A 17,732-nucleotide genomic window follows, 5' to 3' on the forward strand; every position below is an offset into this window, starting at 1 on the left:
CGACACAAACCAGCCCGGTCCAGATAATCAACGTCTCACAGGGATGCCCGGGAACGAATGTCATGGACAGTCTTGCGACGCTTGTCACTGATCGGCTGGTTCTCACCCCCCTCCAGTTAGAGGATTCGCCCATCATCCAGGAGCTGTTCCCCTGCTGGGAGGTGGTTCGCTACCTGGACAGTCGTGTCCCATGGCCGTATCCAGAAGACGGGGCGCTGGTCTATGTCCGAGATATCGCCCTGCCCGCCATGGCAGCAGGTCGGGAATGGCACTGGATGATCCGCATGCGCGACGATGCCAGCTGCACCCTGGGTAGCATCAGTTTGTATGATCAGCCTGGAAACAACAGAGGCTTTTGGCTCGCCCCACAGTGGTGGGGAAAGGGCTACATGCGCGAGGCATGCCGGATCATCAATGCCTATTGGTTCGAGACACTGTCGCGTCCGGTCATGCAGGTCCCCAAAGCGGTTGCCAACGACGCATCTCGCAGGGTCTCGGAACATGAGGGTATGCGCTTGGTAGACGTGCGGGCAGGAGATTTCGTATCTGGACGGATGGATGTCGAAGTATGGGAGATGACTCGTGCTGACTGGTTAGAAAGGTCGACTGCCAGTCGCTAGTTCTTTACGTCAGCGGCTCAAGCTCAGACAGCCGCCCCGTACCGAGGGGCGGCGTTGGCTTGCCTTTTTGGCTCTACCCGCGCAGTGCGGCGGGCAGATCAGCCAGGGAACAGCTTGCTTAGACAGCTGAGTTTTTTCTTGTAGGAACGTCGGGCTTGCAGCGCCTCTTCCAGCGTCACCGCGACGAAGCGGGCCTTCTGGTTGGGTTGCATCTGGCCGACCAGATCGAGGTCGGCGCTGATCACCGTGCCGATCATCGCGTAGCCGCCACCGGACACTGCATCGCGGTGCAGAATGATGGGCTCGAGCCCTGCCGGCACCTGGATAGAGCCGATCGGGTAGCAGCTGTCGACGATGTTCGAAGGATCGGAGCCGGCGCCGAACGGCTGCTCGCGAGGCTGGAAGCTCAGCGGGCTGCCACCCTTGAAGCGATAGCCGATGCGATCTGCCTCCGAGCCGACGGTCCAGGCTTCGGCGAAAAAGCTGTCCGCCGCCGCCAGGGTCAAGCGATCGTAGTACAGCCCCGGCACCACCCGCAGGGTGATCTCCCCTCCCAGCGACTGTCGCAACGCCATGGGCAGACTCGCCCCGACACGCCCCTTGCCGCTGGCGGTGCCTACCGGCAGTTCATCGCCAATCACCAGCCTGCGCCCCTGAAAACCACCCAGCGCCCCCAGCGCGTAGGTGGAACGACTGCCGAGCACCACCGGTACATCGATACCGCCGGCCACCGCCAGGTAAGCCCGCGCGCCAGCCTTGGGAAAATCGAAACGCAGCACTTGTCCGGCCTTCACTTCGAAGGCGGTGTCCAAGTGCATGTCCACGCCATCGACTTTCGGCGTCATCTGCGCACCACAGACCGCCACCAGGGCGTCATGCTGAAACTCCAGCTCCGGCCCCAGTAACGTGCACTCCAGCGCCGCCGAATTGGCCGGATTGCCCACCAACTGGTTGGCCGCGCTCAGGGCGTACTGGTCCAGTGCCCCGGAAGGTGGTATCCCCAGATGGTAGTAGCCCTCGCGGCCGAGGTCCTGCACTGAGGTGGCCAGACCGGGTTTGAGTACCTTGATCATGCCAGCACCTCCTGCAGCGACTTGGGATAGCCGATCGGGTCGGCGAGGAACGCATCAAGGGAGAACTCCACTGGACGGATGCGCAGATCGAAGCGTCCGGCTTCGACCTCGGCCACGGCGTGGTCATAGGCAGCGCGGTCCATCGACTTGAACTGCACAATGTCGCCGGGACGGAAGAACACCATGTGTTCCTTCAGGTACGCCAGGTTCTGCTGCGGGTCATAGATCGGTGCCGGAGTGACGCCAAACATCTGGTAGCCACCGGCGCCACGCACCGAGTAGATGCAACCGAAGCAGCCGCCATGGCCCAGGGTCAATTTCGGCGTGTCGGTACGCGGTCGCAGGTACTTGGGCACCTGCAACTGGCGTTCGCGCTCGACCATCTGGAACATGAACGGCAGGCCCGCCACGAAGCCCACCATCGAAACGAACCACGGCGCGCCACTGTGGGCGGCGATGAACGCCTCGACGTCGGCCAGGCCGTTGATGCGCGCGGCGTACTCCAGATCCGTGGCGTTCGGGTCCTGGTGGCGGTCGCGAAAGCGCATCAGGGTTTCGTGGGTCCACGGATCGTTGTAGAGCACCGGGATTTCGATGATCCGGGTATGCAGGGTGCGCTCGGCCACGGCCTCGGCTTCGGCGCCCTTCACCGCTTCGAGCAGATCGGCCGGGGCGATGCGGTCCGGGTCGAAACGGATCTGGAACGAGGCGTTGGCCAGGCACACGTCGAGCACGCCATCGAGGGCCAAGCGCTCCACCGCACGGGTGACGGCCATGCCCTTGAAGAAGGCTTCAAGGGACATGCTGTCGCTGACTTCGGCAAACAGATGCTCGTCGGCGCCAAAGCTGTAGCGAATCGGACTGCTCATGCTGCACCTCCGCTGCGGCGCTCGGCCAGCCAGGTTTCCAAAGTGCCGGTGTGGAAATCGGCAGCGTGCAACCAGGGTTGCCCCAGCAGTTCGCCGTGCAGAGACAAGGTGCTGGCCATGCCCGTGAGCGTGGTCTGCTCCACGGCCAGTCGCGCGCGGGCCAGGGCCTCGGCGCGATCGCTGCCATGGACGATCAGCTTGGCCAGCAGCGAGTCATAGTATGGCGGTACTCGGTAGCCTTCATACAGATGGCTGTCGACGCGCACGCCCTCGCCTTGTGGCCAGTTCAGCGCTTGCACAAGACCCGGGCTTGGGAAGAAATCCCGCGCCGGGTCTTCGGCGTTCAGGCGCATTTGCAGGGCTGCGCCGTTGATCTCGATATCGCTTTGCTTGAGTCCCAGTGGCTCGCCACCAGCAATGCGCAACATGGCTTGGACCAGATCGATACCGGTGATCAGCTCGCTTATCGGATGTTCTACCTGGATCCGTGTGTTCATCTCGATGAAGAAAAACTCGCCGGTGGCGTCGTCGTACAGATATTCAAGGGTGCCGGCGCCCTTGTATCCCAGCGCCTCAGTCAGGCGCACGGCGCTGGCGCACAGGGCCTCGCGCTGCTGCGCATCAAGGACCGGCGACGGCGCTTCTTCGAAGATCTTCTGCCGACGGCGTTGCAGCGAACACTCGCGTTCGAACAGGTGCACCGCATGCTTGCCATCGCCCAGCACCTGCACTTCGATATGCCGGGCCTTGCCGATAAAGCGCTCCAGATACACCGCGCCATTGCCAAAGGCGGCCTGGGCTTCGCGCTGGGAACGGGGGAATTCTTCGCTCAGTTGCTGCGGGTTTTCCGCCAGGCGAATCCCACGCCCGCCGCCACCGGCCGAGGCCTTGATCAGCAGCGGGAAGCCGACGGATTCGGCGGCTTTGAGCGCCGACTCCACATCGAACAGTTCATCCGGGGAGCCGGGCACCACCGGCACACCCGCGGCTTGCGCAGTGCGCCGGGCTTCGGCCTTGTCGCCCATGCGCCGGATGGTCTCGGGGCTTGGGCCGACGAAAATCGCCCCGGCGGCTTGCACCGCTTCGGCAAATTCGGCGTTCTCCGAAAGAAAGCCGTAACCAGGGTGCACCGCGTTGGCCCCGGTGGCCTTCAGGGCACCGAGCAGCGCTTCGACATTGAGGTAGCTCTTGTCAGCGCGGGCCGGGCCGAGGATGTGCACTTCGTCGGCCATGCGTGCGGCCTGGGAATCGACGTCTGCTTCGCTGCACGCCGCCACAGTGGGAATCCCCAGCGCTTGCGCGGCGCGGATGATACGCACGGCGATCTCGCCACGGTTGGCGATCAGCAGTTTACGAATGCCTTGGGTCACGGTTTTGCCCTCACGCATCTTCGAGTGTGGCGATGACCTGACCCGGCTCCACCGGATCACCGTCTTCGACCAGAAACGCGTCCAGACGCCCTGCCGTACCCGCGGTCAGTTCGGAAAACTGCTTCATGACCTCGATCAGGCCAATCACCGTGTCGGCGCTGACCTGGGCACCCGCCTCGACGTAGTTCGGCGAGTCCGGGGTAGCTTTGCGGTAGAAGGTCCCCGGCAACGGGGTGATGACTGTGTGCTGCGCCATGTCTGTTCCTCTTGGAATAGTTGTAGAAAGGCAGGCAAAAAATCTGTGTGTCGAGTAAGCCCTGGCGTCTGCGTGCCAGGTGTCTTCGGGTGCGTTATCGCGGTGCGCACACCTGGATCCCCGCGCCATCGAGCGCATTACGGGTAGCCTCGACCAGTACCAGGGCTCCGGGTGTATCGCTGTGCAAGCAAATGGAGTCGAATTCGATCGTCAGGTCTTCACCCTCCACCGTGCGCACCACGCCTTCCTGACAGGCACGCAGTACCCGCGCAGCTACTTGCGCGGGGTCGTAAGCACGCACGTTGCGGGTGAAGACGATGGAGCCGCTGAGGTCGTATTCGCGGTCGGCGTAGAACTCGCGGATCACCGGTTGGCCCAGCTCCGTGGCGATACGCCAGATCGCCGAGCCAGGCATGCAATACAGCAGCAGCTCGGGCTCCAGGCGCTGCAGGTTTTCCACCAGCAAACGCGCCGTTTCTTCGTCCCGGGCCAGGTGCATGTACAGCGCGCCGTGAGGTTTGATGTGTTGCAGGGCCACGCCTTGAACCCGGGCGAGTTCACGCAGGGCGCCCAGCTGATAGAGCATGTCGTCCACCAGCTCCTGGGCCGGTGCATTGATGTGACGGCGGCCGAAACCGACCAGGTCGCGAAAGCCCGGATGGGCACCGACGGCCACGCCCAGGCGCTTGGCCTGCTCGACAGTGCGACGCATGGTGCCGGGATCGCCGGCATGGAAACCGGTGGCGATGTTGGCCGAGCTGATGAAGCCCATCAGTTCGTTGTCGACGCCGTCGCCGATAGTCCACGGACCGAAGCCTTCGCCCATGTCCGAATTGAAATCTACTGCCTGCATGACACTTGCTCCTGACGCTTGTGACTTCATGCAGAGCACGTTAAATTCCAGCCACCCCCTTGGGAAGATCTATTATCAGAGGGGATATCTTCTGAAAATCAGATACCTCATCAAGCGGAGTGTTCATGTCACTGACCCTGCGCCAGGTTCGCTATTTCGTCGCCACGGCCGAGATCGGGCAAATCTCCCAGGCTGCGATTCATTTGAATATTTCCCAGTCGGCGGTGACCACAGCGATCAAGGAGCTGGAGGGCATGCTCGGCACGCTACTGTTCCAGCGCTCGGCCCAGGGCATGAGCCTGACCGATGCCGGACGGCACTTTCTCAATCGGGCCTACGTGATCTTGCGCAGCGTCGACGATGCCCTTAACAGCCCACTGCCGGACGTTCGCGCCACCGGCCTGTTGCGGGTAGCGGCCAGTTACACGGTGATCGGCTACTTCCTGCCGCACCATCTGCAACGCCTGGAACACTGGCACCCTGACGTGGCCATCGAAGTGCACGAACGGGAGCGCCAGGCCATCGAGCAAGGCCTGCTGGAAGGCGAATTCGACATGGCGGTGGTGCTGACCTCGAACCTGACCCACCCGGACATCGTCTCGAAAACCCTGTTCAATTCCGAGCGCCGGCTGTGGCTGCCCAGCCATCACCCGCTGTGCGAACACTCGGCCGTGAGCCTTGCCGACGTCACACAGGAGCCCTTCATCCTGCTTACCGTCGACGAAGCCGAACAAAGCGCCATGCGCTACTGGGAACATGCCCGACAGCAGCCCAACGTGCGAATCCGCACCAGCTCCGTGGAAGCGGTGCGCAGCATGGTGGCCAACGGCAGCGGCGTGGCGATCCTCTCCGACCTGGTACACCGTCCGTGGTCGCTGGAGGGTAAACGCATCGAAACCGTTACCATCACCGACAAGGTCACCCCCATGAGCGTCGGCCTGGCCTGGCATCGCGAGCGGGAATTCAGCTCGGCGATGCACGCGTTCCACAATTACTTCCACGACGCATTCCTGGCGCCGCAACAACTTTCCGCACGGCGCTGAAAGCAAATCGGTTTCAATCCAGAATTAACGGCCGCAAAACCACTTTGCCCACCTCGTACCGCTGCGGCCATTCAGGGTTGTAGATCGTGATTTTGCTGGTCAGCGCCATGCATGGGCCATCCTTGGGCAGGTTAAAACGTTGTAATACGCCTCAAAGACATCTGCCGCCAAGCAAACGAGAACAGGCCTCTAATGACCTCGCGCCACCTGATCAGGCAATGTTCCCAGGCTCGCGAGAAAAACTTCGGTATCTCGATTGGACCGCAGGCAGACCACGCGACAACCCGACGGTGCCCTTTTCACGAGTTGCTTCATCTTTTCCCTGGCCGAGTTTTTCGTCCGCCACATGAACCTGAAGAACTCCGGCAGGTTGGCCAGCAGTTCCGGGCAGTCGTCCGGCAAGTCAGGCCGTGAACGACCGCGGTTGAGCGTCGTTCTGCAGAACACGCGCCAGAAGCGAAGCGCCGCCGACCGATCGATCCATATCAACATATCTGCGCGGGCCAGGCGGTTGCTCCACGTGGTCGAATGCCCGCCTTCGAAGATCCAGCGCTCACGGACCTCGACCTCACGGCAAAGACGCGTCTTCTCGTCAGGGCTTCGCTCAACCCACCCTGGCTGCCAGTGAATCGTGTCGATATGCACGACCGGCAAGCCCGTGCGCTCGCCAAGCTTGCGCGCCAGGGTACTTTTCCCAGACCCAGGCTGGCCAACGATCATCACCCGTTGCATTGAAGCTCCCTCTCGCCATGCCTGATTTTTGGGGGCGCGATTGTACGGCAATGACTGGTTCCGTCAACTGCAAGCGCACTCGTGCTTTCAGCGGCCGCTGTAGGTCGATAACTGTTGGTCGTTGATGACGGGTATCGACCCATAGCTGCCAGTTGCGGCTTAGAAAGTTCCGCGCAAGGTCAGCATGTAGTTGCGCGGAGCCCCATACCAGTTGCCGCCCGCTGTGGAGTCCACCGTCTGGTAGTAGGTCTTGTCGAAGAGGTTGTTGGCATTAACCTGCGCAGTCCAGTTCGAATCTATTCGGTACTCGACCAGTCCATTCCACACCGCATAACCAGCCTGTTCGAAGGAGTACGCTTCTGCACTGCTGAGCCCCCCGCTGGGCAAACGCTGCTGGACCGTGCCGGTCTTGTAGCTGTCGCTCTGGATGGTCGCACCTACTCCCACCTTCCAGCGCTCGAATTCACCCGGCAGCTGATAGGTAGTGAACAGCTTGAACAGGTGCTTTGGCGTCTGCGAGCTGGTGGGTTTGCCGTTGTTGCCGGTGTTGTTACCGACACGCTGTTCGTTGAAGTTCAAGGTATAGCCGACCATGGCCTGCCAGCCTGGGGCCAGTTCACCGGAAATCTCGCTGTCCAGCCCCTTGCTGATCGCTTCACCAGAGGCGTCATAGAAGCCGTTGCCCATGCTCACCGCTTCGTTCTGGCGTTTAGTGTAGTACAGCGCCGAGGAGATATTCAGTCGCCCGTCGAACAATTCGCCTTTGGTACCGAACTCGTAGGTCTCCCCTTCGATGGGGTCCAGGGGGGAACCGCTGAGGCTCTTATAGGCGGTCTGGGGCTGATAGATCTCGGCGTAGCTGGTATAGAGCGACCAATGCTCGCTCACATCCAGCACGAGCGAGCCGAACGGTGTGATGACGCCGCGGTTGCTTTCCTTGACCGGGGTATCCATGTTGAAGCTCGGCACGACGGTACGCACGTAATCCCGGTAGTCGGAATAGCGCGCGCCCAGGGTCAGGTGCAGCGGTTCGGCCAGTTGTGCCTTGAAGGTGGTGTAAACCCCGGACTTACGCTGATTCCAGTCCGGGTTGTAGTAGTAGATCCCAGGTTTGGCGGGCTTGGGCATCGAGCCGGCATCATCCGCGAGGGGGTCGAAAGGCACGTTGATATCGCTGACTGCCCGTAGATCGGAGTGATCAGAGTAGGTACGTTTCACCTCGGAATAATCACCACCTACCAACCACTCGTGTTGCAGGTCGAAGGCTTCGAACTGCCCGGCCAGGTTGATATCGAACAGGTCCTGTTCGTTGGTGTAGCCACGGATAAAGCGCGAGAACGTGCCTCCATCGGCTACGCCCTGGGTGATCGAGGACTTCACCTCGCCAATGTCCTGAGTCGAATCGAACTTGGTCTTGGTGTAGCTGCTGTTGATCTTCCAGTTCTCATTCAGCGCGTGCTCGACCTTGGCAAAGTACTCGGTGCGCTTGTAGTTGTTCGACGACCAGTCGGCCGCCAGCGACGTGCTGCGCGAGGTGCCCAGCGGTGTGCCATCCTTGTAGCGCACCAGCCCCCGGTCCCAGTAGCCGTCCATGTCACGCCACTCGTAGGTGCTACCCATCGTCAGCAGTGTATCGGGCGTCAGGTCCGCTTCCAGGGTGCCGAAAACGACGTGTTTTTCGCTGTCGGCATTGTCGTAGAAATACTGCTTGTCCTCGAACGACACGGCCACCCGGCCCCGAAGGGCGCCGTTGAAGGCCAGTGGGCCGGTGAGGTCGACCTCGCTGCGGTAGTTGTCCCAGCTACCGGCAGACTGGCTGACTTTCACCTGGTTGTACGGCAGCGCGCGCTTGCGTACCAGGTTGATGCTGCCCCCCGGGTCGCCGGTGCCACCGAACAGGCCGTCGGAGCCGCGCAGCACTTCGACATGGTCGAACGCCGTCATGTCCGGCAGCGTGTCGTAGGCTTCGTTGCGCAGCATCGGCGCGCCGCTGTCTACCTGGATGCTGCGAATGACGAAGCCGCGGGAATAGATTTCGTTCTTCGAGTCATTGCCGCCGACCACGGTGATGCCGGTGGTCTGGTCGAGCACCTGGGTCAGGCTGGTGAGGTTCTGGTCCTGCATGCGCTGCTGGGTCATCACCGACACCGACTGCGGCGTTTCGCGCAGGGTTTTCTGAGTCTTACCGCCGATGTTGGCAGTGCCGATAGTGTAGGAACCGGTGCCCTCGGTGCTCGCGCCCAGGCCGACACCTACCACGCTGGTCGGGTCCAGCGCCACGGCACCTTGAAAAACCGGTTCTATAGGCACTAGGCGATAGCCGTTCGCGTCCTGGCTCACCGCCTGCAACCCGCTACCCGCCAGTACGCGCTGCAAGGCCTGGTCGCGATTGAAGCTGCCCTGCAGGCCCGCACTGTGCTTGCCCGACAGGTCGGCGGACGCGAAGGCAATGTTGAGACCGGTGGCGCGGCTCAGTTCGGTGAGCACGACGTCCAGCGCACCGGCAGGGATTGCCAGGTCATAGGTGGCGTTGTGGTCGGCGAAGGGAGCGGCCAGAACCAGCGGCGGCAAGGCACCCAGCCCGAGGCTGGCACATAGCACGGCGTGGCGAACGGCAATGCGAAGGGAAGACTGTCGGGACACGTGAGTTCTCGTTGGCAATTGAGTTGTTCTGCCTTGTATGCCGGGTGAAATGAAAAAACCCTTCACGCGCCGAGAACTTTTTTCAACTCCTTGTTGATTGATGGCTCAAGCGCTCAGGCGCACCCAATAGCGGGTCATGCCATGCAGGTGAAGGCCGTGCGCCTGGGCGATGAATCGCAGGGTCGCATCCGTGTCATCGAGGTTGAAGTTGCCACTGATGCTGCGCCGGGCAATCTCCGGGTCGCAGCCCAGATAGCCGGGGCGGTAGCGGCCCAGCTCGCCGAGCAGTTCGGCCAGTGGCATTGCCCGGGCGATCAGCAGGCCATCACGCCAAGCTTGGGCATCCTGCGCACTCCCCGATAGGCGCCACACGCTGTCGCGGGTGAGTTGCCAGGTTTCACCCGCCTGGGCGATGTCACCCTCCCCTGCACGTGGCTGCATCCGCACCGCGCCTTCTGTGACGCCGAGGCGACAGCCGTCGCTGTCCTCGCGCACACTGAAGCAGGTGCCCAGGGCTTCGAACAGGCCGAAGGTACTGGTGACGCGCAGCGGCCGGTGGAGTGGGTTGTCGGGGTCGGTGCCGCTGGCCAGGTACAACTCGCCGCGCAAGAGTTCGATGACGCGTTCATCCTCGTCGAAGCGCAGGCGCACCGCACTGTCCGTATTGAGCTCGAGCAGGCTGCCGTCATCCAGCGTCCACTGCCGGTGCTCGCCAAGGCCGGTGCTGTAGTCAGCCATCAAGCGTTGCCAGGACAGCGTATCGCGGGTGTTCCAAGCGGTGGTTCCGACGGCGGCGAACAGCGCCAGCAAGCGCATCATCTGACGGCGCTGCAGCCGGGCCTCGGGAAGCCTGTCAAGCGCCTGCCGAGCCATGCCCGCTGGCATGCCGGCAAAGCGACCGCCAAGACTCTGCAAGCGCGACCAGGCCAGGCGATGGGATTCGTCGCAGGCCAGCCAACGTTCGAACGCCAGCTGGGTTGCCGTGTCGGGGCGGTTATGGACCATGCGGATCGACCACTCGATGGCCTGGTCGACGGTTTCGCTGGGCAGGGCAGCCAATCCGGTGTCTTTCATGGCGCAGACTCGAACATCAACTGGTAGCAATGGCGAAGCGCCTTAGCCAGGTCACGCTCGACCGTCGACAGAGACACGCCCATGTGTTCGGCGATATGGGGGCATGGCAGGCCATCGAGCTGCGCAAGCAGGAAAATGCTGCGCATCCGCGAGGGCATTGCATCCAGCATCTGGTCGATGGCCTCCAGCGCCTCGATGGCCAGGGCCGTGATTTCAGGCGATGGCGCCTCGGCCTCGGGTAACTGTGCCACCACCTCCAGCCAGGCATTCTCGACATCACGACGGCGCCACATGTCGATCACCAACCCGCGGGCGATGGTGCGTAGATAGGCTCGCGGCTCCAGCAGCGGTTGGGCTTGGCGCCGTTGTAGCAAGCGGATGAACGTGTCGTGGGCCAGGTCTGCCGCATCTGCAGAATTGTTCAAGCGCTGGCGTAGCCAGCCTTGCAACCAACCGTGGTGCTCGACGTAGAGGTGTTCGATGGGGTGTGGAGTGGTCATCACGGTTGCCCATGGGTATTAATGCTAATTGTTCGCATTATTACCTACTGAACAGATCAGACACCACCGCTGATTCCGTGGAAATGGCGGAGCGGACGGAGTGCTGGCCCAGCCTGAACGCTTTGCAGGTGCTGATGGAGCTTTTCTCAACAGATGAGCCTCCTTTCGCAACCGGGCCAACCGTTACTTCATGATCGATGGGTGCGGATTTATACCTTTGGCCGCTGGATGTCGCGCACTGCAACGGCTCCAGAGCAGCCAGAGCAGTTGACTCTCCCGTTATGGTCCGGCTTTACCCTGCACGCTTCATGTTCAGGATGAAGTGATGATGAGCAAACGAGTACTAGTGGTGCTGGGGCACCCGTCAAGCGAGAGTTTCTGCGCAGCGCTGACCGAGAGTTATGTCGAGGCGGCCAGAAGTGCCGGCCATGATGTAAGGGTGTTACGGCTTGATGCTTTGAGCTTTGACCCGGTACTACGCAGCGGCTACCGGCAAGCGCAGCCACTGGAACCCGATCTGCTCAGGGCCCAGGCCGACATCACCTGGGCTGAGCACCTGGCCTTTATCTATCCCATTTGGTGGGGCGGTATCCCTGCATTGATGAAAGGCTTTTTCGACCGCGTGTTCCTGCCCGGTTTCGCGTTTCAGTATAGGGCAGGCAAGGCTTTCCCCGAGCAACTGCTCAAGGGTCGAACAGCACATCTGCTGGTGACGATGGATACACCGCCATGGTACTACCGCTGGGTGTATCGCATGCCTGGCCTTCACCAAGTGCGCAAGACCACGTTGCAGTTTTGCGGTATCAGAACGCTGCGTACCCTGATGTTCGGGCCGCTGCTCGGTTCCAGTACGCGGCGGCGTGGAGCCTGGCTGGAACTGGCACGAGGCATCGCCAGCTGACCTGCGGCTATGTGATTCCCGAATCGCTGGCGCCATGCAATGATGCCCCGCTCCCTTATGAAAAGGACATTCATGTATATCGGCAAAGCCGCCCAACTGTCGGGCACCACGGTCAAGACCATCCGCCACTATGAAGCGATTGGCCTGCTGCCGCCGCCCGAGCGCCAGGGGCAGTACCGCGTTTACAATCAGCAGAGTGTCGAGCTGCTGACGTTCATCAAATGTGCGCAGCAGTTGGGTTTCAAACTGAAAGAACTGCAGGCGATTCTGCTGAGGCATCAGGGTGCTGATTTGCCGTGGGAATTGGCGGGCAAGGCCATTGCCGACAAGAAACGCGAAGTGCTGGGGCAAATCACTGGGCTGCAACAGATATACGCAGGGCTCGAGGCGTTTGAAGCAAGCCTTGCAGGTGCCAAGTATCAGTGCGGGCTTAAGCGTCTGCCATAAGCAACGAAGCGAACTGCTGGCTTGACGCCGAAAGCGGCAAGCCCATTGCTAGTGTGGTGTTTCACAAATAACGACCATAACTCGCGGCGCTTTTTGCGCTCATGCGGCGTTGTCGCTCCTCGCCGTAGCTGGGCTACGACTCGTCGCGACGCCTTGCCTGAGTGCAAAAATCGCTCGCGATTTATTGGTTGTATTTGCAAAACACCACACTAGGCTCTGTATGAAAAGCCTTGATACTCGGTGTATGCTGCGTTGAAAACAGCCTGTTGCGCCAGCCCGGTCGGAATGCTCATTTACAACCCGTAAAGTCGAGCGCGACTCCGACCGTTCCTCGGCTGTTTTCGCCTTGCCTGACCTTCGTCTCAAGACTTTTCATACAGACCCTCGTCTCGAAAGGCTCCCGGAGTGCGGTCGAACCAGCGCTTGAAGGCACGGTGGAAAGTGCTGGTATCCCTGAACCCCAGCCGCTCGCTGACCGTCGCCACGGGCAACCCCTGGCGAATCAGCTCCGCGGACAACTCACGACGTACCTCCGTCACCAGCGCGCTGAAACTGGTGCCCTCTTCCTTCAAGCGTCGGTAGAGCGTGGTGCGACTGACGTGCAACGCCTGGCAGGTTGGCTCGATGCTCATGGCATCGGGCAGGCTTGCGAGAATCAAGCGACGCACCGTGCCGGCAAGCGTATCTGCGCCTTGCAGCTGCGCGAGTGTCGCCCTTGCACGAGACTCCAGCATCTGTCGCAGGTAGTCGCTGGCGCCGAGAATGGGATGCTGCAGGAAGTCGCGCGGCAGGTGGAGACTGTTTCTCTCGCTGTCGAAGCGCAGCTCGCTGCCGAACAGCTCGACATAGTGCGCATGATAGGCCGGGGATGGGAAAGCGAACTCGCAGGCCAGAGGCCGTAGCTCTACGCCGGTCATCTCCCGGCTCCAGCGCAGCACTGCACTCATGCTGCGTTCGATGGCGGCCTGCGGGTAGGTTTTGCCGGGGTCGAAGGTAATCTCCAGCACCAGAGCATCTGCCGTTTCACTGTACTGCCAGCTCTCCGAAGGGTTCATCAGCGCGATATGCCGCTGGAACACTTCCAGCGCCTCGCTCACCCGACTGCATTGGCACAACCAACTAGCCAGCACGCCATGCGTGGCGGGATTGAAGGTCTGCCCGACCAGCAGGCCGATATGCGGCAAATGCGTGTTGTTCGCGGCGAACTGCCACAGCGCCAGTAACTGGGTCTCGTCGACACGCTGCTCCTGGATCGGCGATGCCGCAGCCCCCTGGTCGAGCAGTTTGGCACCCTCCACCCCGGCCTCCCGCAGCTGGGTTGCAGTGACCACGCCGAGATTCAGCAACTGGTCGTGCAGATCCAGCACTGCGACGGCCGATACGGTGGTACTTCTGACCATCGGGCCTACTCTTGGTAGTTGCTTGGGTAACGACTCTAGCGCACGGTGCAAAGCGGCGGCCAGCCGTCGGCCGTGCAAGTACAGGTTGCAACCAAAAGCCATGCAGGTTGAACCGCAGAGCCATGGCCAGCCATCATCGGACTGCCTAGCATCGACGATACGACCATGGCACAGGAACACCTGCTATGCCCGAGCACAGAATCGCATCGTTAAGCGCCTTGCGCGCACTGATTCCGCCACCACCGGCGATGATGCACAAACGCCTGCAGCGCAGATTGGATGAGCACTGCCTGCTGATGATCCGCCAAGCGACGGTTTGCGCCGTCGGCTTCGCCGACCCGCGGTTAGATATCGAGTACCTCGATTTGCGCCACCATCCAGTGTTACGGGCCGAGGGCCAGGACATCCTGCTGCCCTGGCCGGCAGACAAAGCGATCTCACAGCAGCCGATAGAGGAAATGGCCTGCAGTCTGTATTTCATCCTGCCCGGCGTGGGGTTCAGCCTGCGCGCCAATGGTCGGTGCTCTCTGCGAGCCGGAAAGCTGTTGGAGTTTCGCGCCGAGGCGCTGTTCCTGCACTGTTCGCGAGCCAAGGTACGCGCCGATTTCTGGAGGACCAGAGCGTACACGACACCCTTTTTAGCTGACACAGGGCAGGCCTTGTCCGAGCCAGCGCAGGCCTTTATCGCCGCCTCGCCGTACCTGCTGATGCTCACGCAGCGCCAGACCGACGCCACCGAGATGTCGCCACGAGGTGATCCGGCTGGTTTCGTCCAGGTACTGGATCGCCACACTCTGCTGGTACCGGAACGCCCCGGCAACAAGGTTGCCTGCAGCCTGAGCAATATCCTCGTCGATGGCGCCTTGCGCCTGTCCTTCCTTCAGCCCGGCGCCGACACGGTTTTATCCGTGGCCGGGCGCGCCTGGTTGAACAGCGACTCGAACTTGCTCGCCCCACTGGCAATCAACGGCAAGCCACCTCGGGTCGCTACCGTCGTGAACGTCGAGCGCTATCGCTTCCAGCACTGCCCAGAACTGCTGGCCGCGGGCTTGTGGGATCGCGCAACACACCTGGACGAAAGGCAGATTCCAGCCTTTTCCAAGATGCTGTCCGAGCACATGAACGGTACGGGCCTGTTAGGCAAGGCCACCAGCCTGGTGGTCGATGCGGTGGTCAAGCATGACCTGCGCCATCTCTATTGAGGTGACGGGGTAGGCGACGGCTTAGGTGCCCTTCTGTACCTTGCCCAGCCGGATGCTTATTGCTATCCGTCAGCATCCGAATCCGCTGCGCTTTCTAGCAAGGTTCTGCTTTAGCCGGTCATGTAAGCATGCGACTGGCGGGTGTTGGCCGGTTCAGGTCATCCACGAACGGACGCAAAGGGTCGAAAACAGCCGGTCGCGACTCGCTGCTATCGACCCAGAGCAGACATTGATCCAAGCCTTTGTGTTGGCCACGACCGACATTCGCTCGCGCCATGAGCCCTGTGGCAATCACAGCAGGCCCTCGCGCACTACAGCCAAACTAGAGTTCAGGCGTGTATTTCACACTGAACATGACGTTGCGCGGGTCGCCGTAGTAGTTGTTGTAGTCGATGGTGTTGTAGGCCGGCTGGTAGTACTTCTTGTCCAGCAGGTTGTTGAGGTTCGCCGCCACGGTCACCTCGTCGCTGAGCTTGTACGCGACCCGAGCATCCCAGATGGCATAACCGGGCAGGTCGAAGACGTGGTCATAGGAAGTGGTGCCGGTGACCGCCGTGGTGCCCAGCCCCACCGAGGTACGGCTCCAGTTACCGGGCAAGGTGTAGTCGGCCCACAGCTTGAACTGATGCTTGGGCGTCCAGGTGCTGTAGACCTTGTCCTTGTAGGTGCCGTCTTCCAGGTAGCGCGTGGTGTTGTACACGTAGCCGGCCATCACTTGCAGGCCACTGAGGACTTCACCGCTGACCTGCGCCTCCAGGCCTTGGCTGCGCACCTTGCCTGAGGCCTTCGAGCAGTACCAGCCATTGCAGTCCATCGGCCCGCTGCGGTCGAGCACCGCGTGGTGCTCCTGGTCGTAGCGGAACAGCGCGACCGAGGTGTTCAGCGCCCCGTCGAACAACTCGCCCTTGAGCCCCAGTTCGTAGTTGCTGCCGATGATCGGCTCGACCACCGAACCGCTGCTGGTGCGTGCACTCTGCGGCTGGAAGACGTCGGTGTAGCTGGTGTAGACCGACCACTGTTTGTTCAGCGCATACACCAGGCCCGCATAGGGCGAAACCTTGCCGTTGCTGCTGGTTGTCGACTCGCTGTAGCCGGTGCGGGCGAAGGACTGGGAGGCGTAGCTGTAGTCGTACCAGCTGGTGCGGGCACCGACGATCAGCTTCAGCGGCTCGGTCAGGTTGATCGACCAGCGCGAATACAAGCCTTTCTGGGTGATCTGGTACTCGGTCAACTCGCCACGGCCCCGGCTTGCCAGGCCGTAGATGTCTGGCATCGGCCGGTGATGGTCGACGTTACTGGAGTCTGCGCCTAATGTGGGAGCCCTGGCCCAGCGGTCGTCGGTATTGATGCGTGAGTAGTTGGCGCCGAGCAAGAAGGTCTGCTCGAAACCGAAACCGGTGAACTGGCCGTCCAGGTACAGGTCCAGGCCCTTGCTGTGGGTGGTGAAATCGGTGCTCCAGTCGATGTAGGTGTTGCTGGTGGAGCCGTTGGCCGGGAGGGCATCCCACAACGCCTGGTAGGTCGCGCCGTTGTGTTCGCTCATGTACACGCCGGCAGCCTTCAGCCGCCAGTCGTCGTTGAGCCGGTAGCTGGCGTCGAGGAACACGCTGGTCTGGTCGTTGTTGGCACGGTTCCAGTCCGCGCCGACATAGGTCGAGCGCGACCAGTCGGGGTTGCCGCCGTCGGCATAGCGCGGCAGGCCGAGCATGGCCGGGCGGGCTTGGCCCTTTTGGTTGGCAACGCCAAGGCCCATCGTGAAGTCCGGGGTGAAGTCATAGTCCACGGCAGCGTAGACGGTCTGGTTCCAGCCACGCACGTAGTCGATGAACGAGCCGTTGTCGTTCTGGCTGACCACCGTGCGGGCACGCAGGGTGCCCTCGGCATTCAGCGGGCCGCCAGCGTCCAGTTGCAGGCCATAGCGGTCCCAGGAACCGGCCTTGCCGGTCAGGCTGACCACCGCCTTGTCCTGCCCGCGCTTGCGTACCAGGTTCATCGCCCCGCCCGGGCTGTCACCGCCTTGCAGCAGCGCGGCCGGGCCACGCAGCACCTCGACACGGTCATAGAAGCTCAGGTCTTCGGTGAGGTAGCTGCCGAGCGAGTAGGTATTGCGCGGGATCGGCACGCCATCGTACTGCAGCGTGTCGATGCTGAAACCGCGCGAATAGATGAACAGCCCCGACCCCGGCGAACGGCTGGCGGTGAGGCCGGGCGTGCGGTTGACCAGGTCGCTGATGGTCTGGGTGTTCTGGTCGTCCATCTGCTGGCGGGTCATCACCGTGACCGACTGCGGGATGTCCTTGAGGGTCTGTACGCCTTTGCCCAGGGTGACCGCGCCGGAGGTGTAGGAATGGCTGCCCTCGGTGGTGGTGGCCGGTTGGCGGCCGATGACGCTGGACGCGTCCAGTTCCAGCGCACCGTTGCTGGGTTCGCTGGGCAGCGCGATCAGATACTGGCCATCGGCTGCCTGGGTGAGGCTCAGGTGGCTGCCGGCGAGCAAATGGCGCAGCGCCTGTTCGACGCTCAGTTGCTGGTGCAATGCCGGCGCTTGTACCGCGTGCGCGGCGTCAGTGTTGAACAGAATGCGGCTACCGGTCTGGCGGGCAAGGGCGTTGATCGACTGATCCAGCGGTTGGGCCGGCAGGTCGATGCGGTAGTGCGTCTGTTCGGCCTGCACAGGCCCGGCAAGCAGAAATCCGAATGTCGCCAGGCCCATGGCCTGACGCAGCGGGTGGCTAAAGAGCGTCATGGA

At 61.9% G+C, this 17,732-nt stretch carries 16 protein-coding genes; 5 read left to right on the forward strand and 11 right to left on the reverse strand.

The features are described from left to right. Nucleotides 1–62: 62 nt before the first annotated feature. On the forward strand, nt 63–620 hold the full coding sequence (locus tag KHO27_RS11110) for a GNAT family N-acetyltransferase (RefSeq protein ID WP_214501803.1): 558 nt from the start codon (nt 63–65) through the stop codon (nt 618–620). Nucleotides 621–718: 98 nt separating this feature from the next. On the opposite strand, the gene KHO27_RS11115 is transcribed toward KHO27_RS11110, so the two are convergent. From KHO27_RS11115 to KHO27_RS11135, 5 genes are all read right to left on the reverse strand, one after another. Further along, nucleotides 719–1,693 (reverse strand): 5-oxoprolinase subunit C family protein, encoded by a 975-nt coding sequence (locus KHO27_RS11115; RefSeq protein ID WP_214501804.1) that lies wholly within the window; start codon nt 1,691–1,693, stop codon nt 719–721. Beyond that, the gene (locus KHO27_RS11120) at nt 1,690–2,562 is read right to left on the reverse strand and encodes a 5-oxoprolinase subunit B family protein (RefSeq protein ID WP_214501805.1); all 873 of its coding nucleotides are present in this window, start codon (nt 2,560–2,562) and stop codon (nt 1,690–1,692) included. The genes KHO27_RS11115 and KHO27_RS11120 overlap by 4 nt, the downstream gene beginning before the upstream one ends. Then, a complete protein-coding gene (locus tag KHO27_RS11125) occupies nt 2,559–3,950 on the reverse strand; it encodes an acetyl-CoA carboxylase biotin carboxylase subunit (RefSeq protein WP_502937629.1) in 1,392 nt (463 codons plus the stop codon). Before KHO27_RS11125 ends, KHO27_RS11120 begins: the two co-directional genes overlap by 4 nt. Beyond that, complete coding sequence (locus tag KHO27_RS11130; protein WP_046855294.1) at nt 3,943–4,188, reverse strand: acetyl-CoA carboxylase; 246 nt, start codon at nt 4,186–4,188, stop codon at nt 3,943–3,945. Before KHO27_RS11130 ends, KHO27_RS11125 begins: the two co-directional genes overlap by 8 nt. A 94-nt stretch (nt 4,189–4,282) precedes the next feature. Continuing rightward, nucleotides 4,283–5,041, reverse strand: coding sequence for a 5-oxoprolinase subunit PxpA (locus tag KHO27_RS11135; RefSeq protein ID WP_214501807.1), 759 nt, complete (start codon nt 5,039–5,041; stop codon nt 4,283–4,285). Between the two features lie 125 nt (nt 5,042–5,166). Here KHO27_RS11135 and KHO27_RS11140 point away from each other — a divergent pair, with 125 nt between their 5' ends. Then, nucleotides 5,167–6,084 (forward strand): LysR family transcriptional regulator, encoded by a 918-nt coding sequence (locus KHO27_RS11140; RefSeq protein ID WP_214501808.1) that lies wholly within the window; start codon nt 5,167–5,169, stop codon nt 6,082–6,084. 189 nt (nt 6,085–6,273) lie between these two features. Here the strand turns inward: KHO27_RS11140 and KHO27_RS11145 are convergent, their stop codons facing one another. The 4 genes from KHO27_RS11145 to KHO27_RS11160 all read right to left on the reverse strand — a co-directional run bounded on the left by KHO27_RS11145 (nt 6,274) and on the right by KHO27_RS11160 (nt 11,033). Continuing rightward, nucleotides 6,274–6,816, reverse strand: a complete 543-nt coding sequence (locus tag KHO27_RS11145; protein WP_214501809.1) for a P-loop NTPase family protein — start codon at nt 6,814–6,816, stop codon at nt 6,274–6,276. 159 nt (nt 6,817–6,975) lie between these two features. After that, nucleotides 6,976–9,459 carry a TonB-dependent siderophore receptor gene (locus KHO27_RS11150; RefSeq protein ID WP_214501810.1) on the reverse strand — a complete coding sequence of 828 codons (2,484 nt, stop codon included), beginning with the start codon at nt 9,457–9,459 and terminating at the stop codon, nt 6,976–6,978. A gap of 105 nt (nt 9,460–9,564) precedes the next feature. Then, entirely contained in the window at nt 9,565–10,533 is a 969-nt protein-coding gene (locus KHO27_RS11155; protein WP_214501811.1) for a FecR domain-containing protein, read from the reverse strand. Continuing rightward, nucleotides 10,530–11,033 carry a sigma-70 family RNA polymerase sigma factor gene (locus tag KHO27_RS11160; RefSeq protein ID WP_214501812.1) on the reverse strand — a complete coding sequence of 168 codons (504 nt, stop codon included), beginning with the start codon at nt 11,031–11,033 and terminating at the stop codon, nt 10,530–10,532. Before KHO27_RS11160 ends, KHO27_RS11155 begins: the two co-directional genes overlap by 4 nt. A gap of 325 nt (nt 11,034–11,358) precedes the next feature. Here KHO27_RS11160 and KHO27_RS11165 point away from each other — a divergent pair, with 325 nt between their 5' ends. Then, entirely contained in the window at nt 11,359–11,934 is a 576-nt protein-coding gene (locus KHO27_RS11165) for an NAD(P)H-dependent oxidoreductase (protein WP_214501813.1), read from the forward strand. Between the two features lie 72 nt (nt 11,935–12,006). Then, nucleotides 12,007–12,381: a MerR family transcriptional regulator gene (locus KHO27_RS11170; RefSeq protein WP_050706075.1), complete on the forward strand. Its 375-nt coding sequence runs from the start codon at nt 12,007–12,009 to the stop codon at nt 12,379–12,381. Between the two features lie 362 nt (nt 12,382–12,743). Here KHO27_RS11170 and KHO27_RS11175 read toward each other — a convergent pair whose 3' ends face one another. Next, nucleotides 12,744–13,781: an AraC family transcriptional regulator gene (locus KHO27_RS11175; RefSeq protein WP_214501814.1), complete on the reverse strand. Its 1,038-nt coding sequence runs from the start codon at nt 13,779–13,781 to the stop codon at nt 12,744–12,746. A gap of 185 nt (nt 13,782–13,966) precedes the next feature. Here KHO27_RS11175 and KHO27_RS11180 point away from each other — a divergent pair, with 185 nt between their 5' ends. After that, nucleotides 13,967–14,983, forward strand: a complete 1,017-nt coding sequence (locus KHO27_RS11180) for a PNPOx family protein (RefSeq protein ID WP_110702294.1) — start codon at nt 13,967–13,969, stop codon at nt 14,981–14,983. 322 nt (nt 14,984–15,305) lie between these two features. Here KHO27_RS11180 and KHO27_RS11185 read toward each other — a convergent pair whose 3' ends face one another. Further along, nucleotides 15,306–17,729, reverse strand: coding sequence for a TonB-dependent siderophore receptor (locus KHO27_RS11185; RefSeq protein WP_111532278.1), 2,424 nt, complete (start codon nt 17,727–17,729; stop codon nt 15,306–15,308). Between the last annotated feature and the right edge of the window lie 3 nt (nt 17,730–17,732).

This window comes from Pseudomonas sp. RC3H12, from assembly GCF_018596375.1.
In the GTDB taxonomy this organism is placed as follows: Bacteria; Pseudomonadota; Gammaproteobacteria; order Pseudomonadales; family Pseudomonadaceae; genus Aquipseudomonas.

Coding starts and splice junctions, on each gene's coding strand:
- KHO27_RS11110 (WP_214501803.1), top strand. CDS start 63: ATGGACAGTCTTGCGACGCTTGTCACTGATCGGCTGGTTCTCACCCCC.
- KHO27_RS11115 (WP_214501804.1), bottom strand. CDS start 1,693: ATGATCAAGGTACTCAAACCCGGTCTGGCCACCTCAGTGCAGGACCTC.
- KHO27_RS11120 (WP_214501805.1), bottom strand. CDS start 2,562: ATGAGCAGTCCGATTCGCTACAGCTTTGGCGCCGACGAGCATCTGTTT.
- KHO27_RS11125 (WP_502937629.1), bottom strand. CDS start 3,950: ATGCGTGAGGGCAAAACCGTGACCCAAGGCATTCGTAAACTGCTGATC.
- KHO27_RS11130 (WP_046855294.1), bottom strand. CDS start 4,188: ATGGCGCAGCACACAGTCATCACCCCGTTGCCGGGGACCTTCTACCGC.
- KHO27_RS11135 (WP_214501807.1), bottom strand. CDS start 5,041: ATGCAGGCAGTAGATTTCAATTCGGACATGGGCGAAGGCTTCGGTCCG.
- KHO27_RS11140 (WP_214501808.1), top strand. CDS start 5,167: ATGTCACTGACCCTGCGCCAGGTTCGCTATTTCGTCGCCACGGCCGAG.
- KHO27_RS11145 (WP_214501809.1), bottom strand. CDS start 6,816: ATGCAACGGGTGATGATCGTTGGCCAGCCTGGGTCTGGGAAAAGTACC.
- KHO27_RS11155 (WP_214501811.1), bottom strand. CDS start 10,533: ATGAAAGACACCGGATTGGCTGCCCTGCCCAGCGAAACCGTCGACCAG.
- KHO27_RS11160 (WP_214501812.1), bottom strand. CDS start 11,033: ATGACCACTCCACACCCCATCGAACACCTCTACGTCGAGCACCACGGT.
- KHO27_RS11165 (WP_214501813.1), top strand. CDS start 11,359: ATGATGAGCAAACGAGTACTAGTGGTGCTGGGGCACCCGTCAAGCGAG.
- KHO27_RS11170 (WP_050706075.1), top strand. CDS start 12,007: ATGTATATCGGCAAAGCCGCCCAACTGTCGGGCACCACGGTCAAGACC.
- KHO27_RS11175 (WP_214501814.1), bottom strand. CDS start 13,781: ATGGTCAGAAGTACCACCGTATCGGCCGTCGCAGTGCTGGATCTGCAC.
- KHO27_RS11180 (WP_110702294.1), top strand. CDS start 13,967: ATGCCCGAGCACAGAATCGCATCGTTAAGCGCCTTGCGCGCACTGATT.
- KHO27_RS11185 (WP_111532278.1), bottom strand. CDS start 17,729: ATGACGCTCTTTAGCCACCCGCTGCGTCAGGCCATGGGCCTGGCGACA.